10 protein-coding genes and 3 tRNA genes are annotated in these 10,742 nt (G+C 35.9%); 12 read left to right on the forward strand and 1 reads right to left on the reverse strand.

The window, feature by feature from the left end; translation table 11 throughout:
* Nucleotides 1–36 precede the first annotated feature (36 nt).
* The 4 genes from ACTQZM_RS10830 (at nucleotide 37) to ACTQZM_RS10845 (ending at nucleotide 1,118) form a co-directional block, all read left to right on the forward strand.
* Nucleotides 37–108 (forward strand) — tRNA-Gln (locus ACTQZM_RS10830).
* Between the two features lie 22 nt (nucleotides 109–130).
* Nucleotides 131–211: transfer RNA gene (locus tag ACTQZM_RS10835), tRNA-Tyr, on the forward strand.
* A 6-nt stretch (nucleotides 212–217) separates the two neighbouring features.
* Nucleotides 218–289, forward strand: a tRNA-Gln gene (locus ACTQZM_RS10840).
* A 121-nt stretch (nucleotides 290–410) separates the two neighbouring features.
* Nucleotides 411–1,118: a GntR family transcriptional regulator gene (locus ACTQZM_RS10845; RefSeq protein WP_441653775.1), complete on the forward strand. Its 708-nt coding sequence runs from the start codon at nucleotides 411–413 to the stop codon at nucleotides 1,116–1,118.
* A gap of 43 nt (nucleotides 1,119–1,161) precedes the next feature.
* Here ACTQZM_RS10845 and ACTQZM_RS10850 read toward each other — a convergent pair whose 3' ends face one another.
* Nucleotides 1,162–1,794: a YigZ family protein gene (locus ACTQZM_RS10850; RefSeq protein WP_441653776.1), complete on the reverse strand. Its 633-nt coding sequence runs from the start codon at nucleotides 1,792–1,794 to the stop codon at nucleotides 1,162–1,164.
* A gap of 152 nt (nucleotides 1,795–1,946) precedes the next feature.
* On the opposite strand from ACTQZM_RS10850, the gene ACTQZM_RS10855 reads away from it, so the two are divergent.
* The 8 genes from ACTQZM_RS10855 to ftsX all read left to right on the forward strand — a co-directional run bounded on the left by ACTQZM_RS10855 (nucleotide 1,947) and on the right by ftsX (nucleotide 10,610).
* Nucleotides 1,947–2,273: a PTS sugar transporter subunit IIB gene (locus ACTQZM_RS10855; RefSeq protein ID WP_248624874.1), complete on the forward strand. Its 327-nt coding sequence runs from the start codon at nucleotides 1,947–1,949 to the stop codon at nucleotides 2,271–2,273.
* An 81-nt stretch (nucleotides 2,274–2,354) separates the two neighbouring features.
* Nucleotides 2,355–3,662: a DEAD/DEAH box helicase family protein gene (locus ACTQZM_RS10860; protein ID WP_441653777.1), complete on the forward strand. Its 1,308-nt coding sequence runs from the start codon at nucleotides 2,355–2,357 to the stop codon at nucleotides 3,660–3,662.
* Nucleotides 3,652–4,329: a ComF family protein gene (locus tag ACTQZM_RS10865; RefSeq protein WP_441653778.1), complete on the forward strand. Its 678-nt coding sequence runs from the start codon at nucleotides 3,652–3,654 to the stop codon at nucleotides 4,327–4,329. Before ACTQZM_RS10860 ends, ACTQZM_RS10865 begins: the two co-directional genes overlap by 11 nt.
* 144 nt (nucleotides 4,330–4,473) lie before the next feature.
* On the forward strand, nucleotides 4,474–5,022 hold the full coding sequence (gene hpf, locus ACTQZM_RS10870; protein WP_016251836.1) for a ribosome hibernation-promoting factor, HPF/YfiA family: 549 nt from the start codon (nucleotides 4,474–4,476) through the stop codon (nucleotides 5,020–5,022).
* A 215-nt stretch (nucleotides 5,023–5,237) separates the two neighbouring features.
* Nucleotides 5,238–7,754: a preprotein translocase subunit SecA gene (gene secA, locus ACTQZM_RS10875; RefSeq protein WP_441653779.1), complete on the forward strand. Its 2,517-nt coding sequence runs from the start codon at nucleotides 5,238–5,240 to the stop codon at nucleotides 7,752–7,754.
* A gap of 75 nt (nucleotides 7,755–7,829) precedes the next feature.
* Nucleotides 7,830–8,943, forward strand: a protein-coding gene (gene prfB, locus ACTQZM_RS10880; protein ID WP_441653780.1) for a peptide chain release factor 2 whose coding sequence is annotated in 2 segments (ribosomal slippage) — nucleotides 7,830–7,901 and nucleotides 7,903–8,943 — 1,113 coding nt in all. Because the reading frame shifts where the segments join, the coding sequence is not laid out codon by codon here.
* A gap of 100 nt (nucleotides 8,944–9,043) precedes the next feature.
* Nucleotides 9,044–9,730 carry a cell division ATP-binding protein FtsE gene (ftsE, locus tag ACTQZM_RS10885; RefSeq protein WP_248624839.1) on the forward strand — a complete coding sequence of 229 codons (687 nt, stop codon included), beginning with the start codon at nucleotides 9,044–9,046 and terminating at the stop codon, nucleotides 9,728–9,730.
* Complete coding sequence (ftsX, locus tag ACTQZM_RS10890; RefSeq protein ID WP_441653781.1) at nucleotides 9,723–10,610, forward strand: permease-like cell division protein FtsX; 888 nt, start codon at nucleotides 9,723–9,725, stop codon at nucleotides 10,608–10,610. The genes ftsE and ftsX overlap by 8 nt, the downstream gene beginning before the upstream one ends.
* Nucleotides 10,611–10,742 lie beyond the last annotated feature (132 nt).

Below are 10,742 nucleotides of genomic sequence, written 5' to 3' on the forward strand. Positions count from 1 at the left end.
GGTTCAGTGGTTCGAATCCACTCTCCTCCACTTTCTTGGGGTATAGCCAAGCGGTAAGGCAAGGGACTTTGACTCCCTCATGCGTTGGTTCGAATCCAGCTACCCCAGTTAGGTTTTCCTATAATCATATGGAGGAGTAGCGAAGTGGCTAAACGCGGCGGACTGTAAATCCGTTCCTTTTGGTTCAGTGGTTCGAATCCACTCTCCTCCACTTTCTTGGGGTATAGCCAAGCGGTAAGGCAAGGGACTTTGACTCCCTCATGCGTTGGTTCGAATCCAGCTACCCCAGTTATATATTCGTTTAGCAAGGGTAGCGGCCCTTGTTTTTTTATTATCTTTTTGAATCGTGTATTGCATGAAGATTTTTAAGTGTGCTAAAATGAATGCAAAGTGATGAAGGAGATTTTTTTATGGGTGATAATGTACCGGTTTATATTCGTATTCATGATGAGATAAAAGAAAAAATCGAAGCAAATCATTGGAAAATTGGTGATCGTTTGCCGTCTGAAAGAGATTTGTCCATTCAGTTTGGTGTAAGTAGGATGACTTTACGGCAAGCAATTCAAACTTTAGCCGATGAAGGAATTTTAGAACGTAAAATAGGTTCTGGTACGTATGTTGCACGTCAAAAGGTTCAAGAGCAAATGAAGGGGACCACCAGTTTTACTGAAATCATGTTAAATCAAGGTCGAGTACCATCAAGTAAGGTTTTGGCTTATTTGATTGTGACACCAAGTAAAAGCGAAAAGGAAAAATTGAAATTAGCTGACGATGAAATGATTTTAAGGATGGAGCGGATTCGTTTTGCTGACGGTATTCCTATTTGTTTCGAGGTGGCTTCGATTCCAGAACGGCTTATTCGACCATTTGGTAAAGAAGAAATTACCGCATCTTTATATGCCACTTTTGAAGAAAAAGGTGGTTATCAAATTGGGGCGGCGAATCAGACCATTACCGCAATTTTAGCATCCGAACAAGTAGCTGAGTATCTTGATGTTAAAAAAGGGGAAGCGATTCTGCGGATGAGACAAATTTCATTTTTTGAAGATGGTACGCCATTTGAATATGTACGTAGTCAGTATGTGGGAAGTCGCTTTGAGTTTTATCTTGAAAAATAGTAAAAGATGAGTAGATTAAACATCAATCTGCTCATCTTTTTATTTAGATTAAATTTTCAACGTATTTTTGATCTAATATTTGGATGGAAAGTTGGTTGTTAAATAAATCGATGAGCGTATTCTGGAAAGATTCGCATTGATTGATATCGATGGCCACTTTAACCGTAATTTGCTCTAAATAATCGATTTCTTGAATTGCAATTTGTTCATTTTCTAGATAATTTTGTAGTTTTCCTAATTGAGGATAATCGATGATGATATCAAGAATTTGTTGTAGCTTTCCTTGTACAATGCCGATTTCTTTTAGTGCTTCACTCACGCTTGTAGAGTAGGCACGAATTAAGCCACCTGCACCAAGTTTAATTCCCCCGAAATATCTTGTGACAATGGCAAGCGTATTTTGTAATTGATTCTTTTTCAGAACTTCTAGCATGGGGACACCAGCTGTTCCACTAGGTTCGCCATCATCAGAGCTTCGTTGGATTTCGAAGTTTTCACCAAGCATATAGGCACTACAATTATGATTGGCCTTGTAATGTTCTTTTTTGATTTTTGCAATATATTCTTTGGCTTGTTCTTCGTTTTCGATGCGAAATAAATGACAAATAAATTTTGATTTTTTAATTTCAATTTGGTGTTCACCATTTTGGTAAATTGTAAAGTAAGCTTCTTTCATACTAATCTCCTTTTATCCATTCAAATGTAGTATATTTAAAAAATTTTTTTCATGCAAGTAAAGATGTTTTATTACAATTAAATTGACAAAATTATTAGAAAAAGACATAATATGTTTTAAGAACAATGGAATAGGGGCTTTTTATAGTGGAAATGAAAAATGTGGTGCTTGTATGTACAATTGGTATGAGTTCGAGTATGTTAATTTCAAAAATGCAGCAAGTGATATATGAACAAGATTTACCTGTCAGAGTGACTGCCATCTCTACACAAGAAGCGTTGGATTATGTGGCGCAGCATCCAACTGATTTGGTGTATTTGAGTCCACAAGTTCGATTTATGAAAGATAAATTCCAGTTGCTTTTATCAGATAAACAGACGCTTGTTGAAGTGATTGATATGACTGATTATGGTATGCTAAATAGTCAAAATATTTTACAGCATGCTTTGGATTTATTACAAGTTCATCAAAAAATTTAAAAAAGCAAGATTAGCGACACGCTATCTTGCTTTTTTTGCGTATTTAATAAGTGAAGTCAAAAAAACAGAGCAGGTGATGTTATGTATGAAGATGGTTATGTGCAGGTTTTGAGCATGGAGCAAAGTGCACAGTTAAATGAGAATGAGTGGTGGATTCGGCCAGCAATATTAGAAAATCGCTGTCAACGGTGTAATCAAATAATAGATAGTCGCTATACTTTACCTAATGGCTTGCTTTATTGTCCGCATTGTATTCAATTTGGCAGACTGACGCAAGAAGATGTATTATGCTCTAAAAAAGATATTCCAACAATACCAAGAGATGCAGTCTGTACTTGGCATGGCAAACTAACAAAAAATCAGCAACAAGTGGCCAATCAGTTGTATCAGTGTATAGAACATCGGCATCATGCTTTGGTTTGGGCGGTAACAGGAGCAGGCAAAACGGAAATGCTTTTTGAATTAATACTAACCTTTTTAAAAAGTGGCAAACGAGTGGCTATTTCATCCCCAAGGATAGATGTTTGTCTTGAACTTTATCCCCGGATTTGTCAGGCGTTTTCAGATGAAGATGTTTATTTAATGTATGGGGATGCTAAAGAAATTTATCGTGAACACACCTTGATCGTCTGTACAACCCATCAGCTGATTCATTTTTATCAGGCTTTTGATTTATTGATTATTGATGAAATTGATGCTTTTCCTTATGAAGGGGATGAGATATTACATTTTGCAAGTGTGCAATGTTTGAAAGAAGGAGGCATGAATGTTTTACTTACAGCCACACCTCCGAATCATTTGCTCAGACGTTTAACAACATTAGATAATTATGAAATAATCAAATTACCCATTCGTTTTCACCAAAGACCTTTGATCGTACCTAAATTAGTCTATAATGAGCATTGCGATAATTTAACGCAACATCCACTAGCTGCAAGGCGATATCTTCAGTTGATTTCGCAATTAGTGAAAAAGTGGCATGTTTTAATCTTTTGTCCTAGTATCGCGTATACGAGTGAATTATGCCAATTTACTAAAAAACATTTACCACAAATTGCGATGACCGATGTTTCAGCTGTTGATCCGAATAGACAAATCAAGGTTCAAAAATTGCGGCAACATGAATATGAACTCTTTTTTACAACAACTATACTAGAGCGTGGGGTTACGATTGATGAAGTTGCAGTGATAGTCATTGCAGCACATCATAAAGTTTATAGTAAGTCCGCTTTGGTGCAAATTGCTGGCCGAGCAGATCGTAAAGGGCAAAAAGTAAATGGTGATGTCTATTTTTTATTGAATGAATACACGCCAGCGATCAAGCAAGCATGTAAGGAAATTAGCGAAATGAATCGCTCAGCAAGGGAATTGATTGAAAATGAAGTGTAGTTATTGTCAGCAAGCAATTATTCGTAATCTTACAGTAAAAGAATTGTTATTTCCTTTTATCTTAGCAAGTAGTGAATTATGTCCTTTGTGTCAGAAAAAGTTTGTCCCAATAAAAGCTGGGTGTGAAAAATGTCAGAAAGAAGGAATAACAGGAGTCTGTCATGAGTGCAAAAGATGGCAAAAGTTATATCCTAGTTATGATTTTCATCAGGAGGCCATTTTTAAATATAATGATGGCTTTGCAGAGTGGATTGAACAATATAAGTATTTAGGTCATTATGAATTACGAAAAACCTTTGTGCCGATGGTAAAAAAATTCCTTAAACACTATCCAAATGCAATTGTCTGTCCCATTCCATTAAGTGAAAAGCGTCAACAAGCTAGAGGGTTTAACCAAGTGGAAGCAATCTTATCCGAGGCAGATATTGCCTATGAATGTTTATTAAAAAGGAAACTCGATACGACTGCTCAAGCGAAGAAAACTCGGGAAGAAAGGTTGTTAATGCCGCAACCTTTTGAAATAAATGTTGATAAAAATAAGATTATGAACCAAGAAATCATTTTGGTAGATGATGTATATACAACTGGTAGGACCTTGTTTCATGCAGCGGAGTGTTTATTACCTTATCAACCTAAAAAGATTAGGACTTTTACCTTAGCAAGATAAAAATAACTAGATTTTTTATAAAAACAAGTATTTTTGGTAACGGTTTAATTGCAATTCTGCAAAACTATGATATAATAAAGTCAAGAAGAAGATAAAGAGTGGTCCTTTATCATTCTTTAGTGGCAGATGAAAGGGGCAATTGTTATGTTTAGATACAATGTTCGTGGAGAAAATATCGAAGTTACTGAGGCAATCCGCAATTACGTGGAAAAGAAAGTAGGAAAATTGGAACGCTACTTTGATAATGCACCTGATGCAACTGCACATGTGAATTTAAAAGTGTATACTGAAAAGACTGCAAAAGTAGAAGTGACCATTCCGCTTCCATATTTGGTATTGCGTGCAGAAGAAACTTCACCTGATTTATATGCCAGTGTAGATTTGGTAGTTGATAAATTAGAACGTCAAATTCGCAAGTTCAAGACAAAAATTAATCGTCGAACTCGCGAAACGGCACTTATTGATCAAGCGCCAGTATTTACATTAGATGAAAGTGCTGACGAAGAAGCAGCTGAAACTGATATCGTCCGTACAAAACGCCTTTCATTAAAACCAATGGATAGTGAAGAAGCTGTATTACAAATGAATATGTTAGGTCATAATTTCTTTATCTTTGAAGATGCTGAAACAAATGGTATTAGCATCGTATATCGTCGTAAAGATGGTAAATATGGCTTAATCGAAACAAATTAAATGAGCTTTGGGCGTCAAGGATATTTTCCTTGACGTTTTTTTAATATACTCGATAAAATAATAGAAAAATCTTCACCATGAGACAAAGTTCAACTAAAAATCATCGAATAATGAAAAGATAATACACTGAAAATATTTCAATTCTTTAAAAATAGTGATAAAATGGTAGGGAGATTGTTCTTAGAGCAGAAATTATTAAAGGAGTTTTTAAATAGATGGCAAATATTATTCGTAAAATGATTGAGAATGATAAAAAAGAATTAAAACGTCTTGATAAAATTGCAAATCAAGTGGAAAGCTATGCAGATGCGATGGCGGCTTTAAGTGATGAAGATTTGCAAGCCAAAACAGATGAATTCAAAGCAAGATATCAAAAAGGTGAAACTTTAGATCAATTATTACCAGAGGCTTTTGCAGTTGTTCGTGAGGCAGCTAAACGTGTCTTAGGTTTATACCCATATCATGTACAGTTAATGGGGGGGATTGTTTTACACGATGGTAATATCCCTGAAATGCGTACTGGGGAAGGTAAAACATTGACTGCTACCATGCCGGTATACCTAAACGCCTTAACTGGAGAAGGGGTTCATGTGGTTACTGTTAATGAATATTTAGCAACTCGTGACTCTACTGAAATGGGTGAATTATATAATTGGTTAGGCTTAACTGTGGGATTAAACATTAATTCTAAGAGTCCTGAAGAAAAACGTGCAGCCTATGCTTGTGATATTACTTATAGTACAAATAATGAATTAGGGTTTGACTATTTAAGAGACAATATGGTGGTATATCGTCATCAAATGGTGCAAAGACCGTTAAATTATGCGATTGTCGATGAAGTAGATTCCATTTTAATTGATGAAGCTCGTACACCATTAATTATCTCAGGACAAGCTGAAAAATCTACTGCCCTTTATACACGGACGGATATGTTTGTTAAGAAACTGAAAGAAGAAGTCGATTATAAAATTGATATTCAATCAAAGACCATCAGTTTAACAGAAACTGGGATTGAAAAGGCAGAAGAATATTTTGCATTAGACAATCTATATGATATTGAAAATACTGCCTTAACTCACCATTTAGATCAAGCTTTACGTGCAAATTATATTATGATACGTGATATTGACTATGTGGTACAAGAAGGTAAAGTTTTAATCGTTGACCAATTTACAGGTCGTATTATGGATGGCCGTCGATATTCTGATGGTCTTCACCAAGCGATTGAAGCAAAAGAAAATGTTGATATTGAAGACGAAACGAAGACAATGGCAACTGTTACTTTCCAAAACTTCTTTAGAATGTACAAGAAGTTAGCGGGAATGACCGGGACTGCTAAGACTGAAGAAGAAGAATTCCGTGAAATTTATAACATCCAAGTTATTCAAATCCCAACCAATAAACCAGTCATTCGTGATGACCGTCCAGATATCTTGTATACAACATTAAATAGCAAATTTAAAGCAGTGGTACAAGATATTAAAGAACGCTATCGCAAAGGTCAACCAGTCTTGGTAGGTACGGTTGCGGTGGAAACTTCTGAATTATTATCTAATTTATTAACAAAAGAACGTATTCCACATGAAGTGTTAAATGCTAAAAACCACTTTAAAGAAGCTGAAATTATATTAAATGCTGGTCAAAAAGGTGCGGTAACGATTGCTACAAACATGGCTGGTCGTGGTACGGATATTAAATTAGGATTAGGAGTGGCTGAATTAGGCGGATTAGCAGTTATCGGAACCGAACGTCATGAATCTCGTCGTATTGATAATCAGCTACGTGGTCGTTCTGGACGTCAAGGCGATCCAGGTGTTTCACAATTTTACTTATCACTTGAAGATGATTTGATGAAACGTTTTGGTTCAGACCGTGTGAAACAACTATTTGATCGTATGAAGTTAGCTGATGAAGACACAGTAATTCAAAGCAAGATGATTACCCGTCAAGTTGAAGCGGCTCAAAAACGTGTTGAAGGAAATAACTATGATACACGTAAAAATGTCTTGCAATATGATGATGTAATGCGTGAACAACGTGAAGTGATTTATGGTCAACGTCAACAAATAATTATGGCTGAAGATAGTCTAGATGAAGTGTTGATGAATATGGTAAGACGTACAATCGATCGTATGGTAGAGGCGCACACCCAAGTTGAACAGAAAGACTGGAACTTAGAAGCAATTGTGGACTTTGCGAAAAATGCTTTAGTCCATGAAGACACCATTCAAACGGCTGATTTAGAAGGGAAATCTCAACAAGAAATTAAAGATTACCTTTACCATCGCGCACAAGAAGTTTTTGATGAAAAGAAAGCCCATATTAATAGCCCTGAACAAATGCTTGAGTTTGAAAAGGTTGTTATTTTGCGAGTCGTTGATGCTAACTGGACAGAGCATATCGATGCGATGGACCAATTACGACAATCCATTGGTTTACGTGCTTATGGTCAAAATAACCCATTAGTTGCCTATCAAACAGAAGGCTTTACAATGTTTGAAGAAATGATTGGTGCTATAGAATTTGAAGTGACTCGGCTATTTATGAAAGCTGAAATTCGTCAAAATGTCCAACGAGAACAAACACAAACACTTCAACAAACTAATTTAACTGATGATACAAATTCAGCTGGACGTAAACCTGTCCGCGTGGAAAAAGTTGGTCGTAATGATCCATGCCCATGCGGAAGTGGCAAAAAATATAAGAACTGTCACGGAAAAAATGTCAAATAACATTACTCACGAGGTTGTCTAGTTAGGCAGCCCCGTGTTTTCATTTATTAATAATGAACGAAAAGAGGAAAGTAAATGGAAATTGCAGAAATCAAAAATCAATTAGCACAAATGTCTGAAAAAATAAAAAGCTTTAGGGGGTCTCTTTGACTTAGATGGCTTAGAAGAACAAATTGCTGAAGCACAAGCAAAGATGGCCGAACCTAACTTTTGGGATGACGCCGCCCAAGCCCAAAAAGTGATTGACGCGAATAACGCCAATAAAGCAATTTATGAAAAGTTTATGCAGTTAAGTGAAAGTTACGATGAGATTGAAGTAATGCTTGAATTGCTATTAGAAGAACCTGATGTTCAGCTAGAATCAGAATTAGTTCAGCACATCGAGCATTTACAAAAAGAGTTAGAAGCTTATGAATTACAAATGCTCTTAGATGAACCATATGACCATAACAATGCTATTTTAGAGTTACATCCAGGTGCAGGCGGAACGGAATCACAAGACTGGGGCAGCATGCTTTTACGTATGTATACACGTTGGGCAGAACAGCATCAATTCCAAGTCGAAACGCTCGATTATCAAGCAGGTGATGAAGCAGGGATTAAGAGTGTGACCCTATTAATTAAAGGCTATAATGCTTATGGGTATTTAAAATCTGAAAAAGGTGTTCATCGTTTGGTGCGTATTTCGCCTTTTGATTCGGCAAAACGTCGACATACCTCTTTTTGTTCCGTTGATATTATGCCAGAGTTAGATGATACGATTGATATTGATATTAGTCCGGATGAATTGAAAATCGATACTTTCAGAGCAAGTGGTGCTGGTGGACAACATATCAATAAAACCGAATCGGCAGTACGTATTACGCATTTACCAACAGGAATTGTGGTTTCGTGTCAAACCCAGCGTTCACAATTAAAAAATAGAGAACAAGCGATGAGTATGTTAAAGGCCAAACTTTATCAACTTGAATTAGAAAAACAAGAGCAAGAAGCATTAGCCTTAAGAGGAGAGCAAATGGAGATAGGTTGGGGGAGTCAAATTCGCTCTTATGTTTTTCATCCATACTCTATGGTAAAAGATCATCGCACTAATTTTGAGACAGGAAATGTACAAGCAGTGATGGATGGCGATTTGGATGGCTTCATTGATGCCTACTTAAAATATCGCTTGAATCAAAAATCTGAATAAAAGTTATTGTAATGAAATAAAAATGTAACTTAATGAAAGCAATTTGCAACAAAGACATGTTATAATGTTTCAGTATGAATGAAGATTTGGAGAGATTCACATGATAGAAATGAAGGATGTTATGAAAAAATATCCAAACGGTACAACCGCCATTCGTAATGTTTCTGTAAGCATTGATCAAGGTGAGTTTGTATATGTAGTTGGCCCATCTGGAGCGGGTAAATCTACTTTTATCAAATTGATGTACCGTGAAGAAAAAGCTACAAAAGGTTTGTTAAAAGTAGCTGGTTATGATTTATTAAAAATTAAAAATCGTGAAGTTCCTTATTTACGAAGAGAAATTGGTGTTGTTTTCCAAGACTATAAATTATTACCTAAGAAAACAGTCTATGAAAATGTTGCGTATGCTATGCAAGTAATCGGAAGAAAGCCTCGTGAAATTCGTAAGCGTGTTATGGAAGTTTTAGACTTAGTTGGCTTAAAACATAAGGTACGTGTATTTCCAAGTGAACTTTCTGGTGGGGAACAACAACGTGTCTCGATTGCTCGTGCGATTGTTAATATGCCCAAAGTTTTAATTGCCGATGAACCAACTGGAAACTTAGACCCAGAAAATTCATGGGAAATTATGAAATTATTAGAGCGTATCAATGCTCAAGGTACAACTGTAGTAATGGCTACTCATAATAGTACAATTGTAAATACGATTCGTCATCGAGTCATTGCGATTGAAAATGGTCGCATCATACGTGACCAAGTGGAAGGAGAGTATGGCTACGATGATTAGAACATTTTTCCGACATTTATTAGAAAGTCTAAAGAGTTTAAAGCGTAATGGTTGGATGACTGTTGCTTCGGCGACGGCTGTAGCAATCAGTCTAACCTTACTTGGAATCTTTTTAGCATTAATTATGAATGCAACCAAATTGGCTGAAGACATCGAAAACAATGTTGATATTTCGGTATTAGTCGATATTGGTACAAATCAAGAAGATATTAATAAATTAAAAAAAGAACTTGAAGATTTACCAAATGTGAAGTCTGTGGTATTTTCAAGTAAGGATGAAGAATTAAAGAAATTAGAAGAAAGTATGGGTTCTGTATGGTCTATGTTTGAAGGCGATAGTAATCCACTTTATGATAATTTTATTGTCAAATCTAAAAACCCACAAACGATTAAAAAAGTAGCGGAACAAGCTGCAAAATTAAAAAATGTACACCGTGCAGATTATGGTGGTTTAGCATCTGATAAAATTTTAAAAATTACGCAAGGTATGCGTACTTGGGGCTTAGGTGCTGCGGTATTATTAGTATTTGTTGCAGTATTTTTAATCTCAAATACCATCCGCATCACGATTATGTCTCGTCAACGCGAAATTCAAATTATGCGTTTAGTAGGTGCCAAAAATGGTTATATTCGTTGGCCGTTTTTCCTTGAAGGTGCTTGGATTGGTGTCATTGGTTCGATTTTACCATGCTTAATTATCTTCTTTGGATATAAAGCTGCTTATCGAGTTTTAAATCAACCACAAATTTTAGGTGCAAGTTATCGTTTATTGACACCAGAAACATTCTCAATTCAAATTATGCTATTGCTAGTAGGAATTGGTATTTTAATCGGTGCATTAGGTTCAGTGATTTCAATGCGTCGATTCTTAAAAATTTAGTTTATTTGAAGAGCTCAGTGATTGATATGTACCCTCTTTACTGGACAAACAGTAAGGAGGGTATTTTTATGCGCTACAGCTATGAGTACAAAAGAAAATGTGTGGAAATGTATCGTAAAGGTATTTTACCTG

The organism is Enterococcus cecorum, from assembly GCF_052119425.1.
Classification (GTDB): Bacteria; Bacillota; Bacilli; order Lactobacillales; family Enterococcaceae; genus Enterococcus_E; species Enterococcus_E cecorum_C.

Bases quoted from the DNA above. Each gene is read 5' to 3' on its own strand.
- ACTQZM_RS10845 (WP_441653775.1), top strand. From the start codon at position 411: ATGGGTGATAATGTACCGGTTTATATTCGTATTCATGATGAGATAAAA.
- ACTQZM_RS10850 (WP_441653776.1), bottom strand. From the start codon at position 1,794: ATGAAAGAAGCTTACTTTACAATTTACCAAAATGGTGAACACCAAATT.
- ACTQZM_RS10855 (WP_248624874.1), top strand. From the start codon at position 1,947: ATGAAAAATGTGGTGCTTGTATGTACAATTGGTATGAGTTCGAGTATG.
- ACTQZM_RS10860 (WP_441653777.1), top strand. From the start codon at position 2,355: ATGTATGAAGATGGTTATGTGCAGGTTTTGAGCATGGAGCAAAGTGCA.
- ACTQZM_RS10865 (WP_441653778.1), top strand. From the start codon at position 3,652: ATGAAGTGTAGTTATTGTCAGCAAGCAATTATTCGTAATCTTACAGTA.
- hpf (WP_016251836.1), top strand. From the start codon at position 4,474: ATGTTTAGATACAATGTTCGTGGAGAAAATATCGAAGTTACTGAGGCA.
- secA (WP_441653779.1), top strand. From the start codon at position 5,238: ATGGCAAATATTATTCGTAAAATGATTGAGAATGATAAAAAAGAATTA.
- ftsE (WP_248624839.1), top strand. From the start codon at position 9,044: ATGATAGAAATGAAGGATGTTATGAAAAAATATCCAAACGGTACAACC.
- ftsX (WP_441653781.1), top strand. From the start codon at position 9,723: ATGATTAGAACATTTTTCCGACATTTATTAGAAAGTCTAAAGAGTTTA.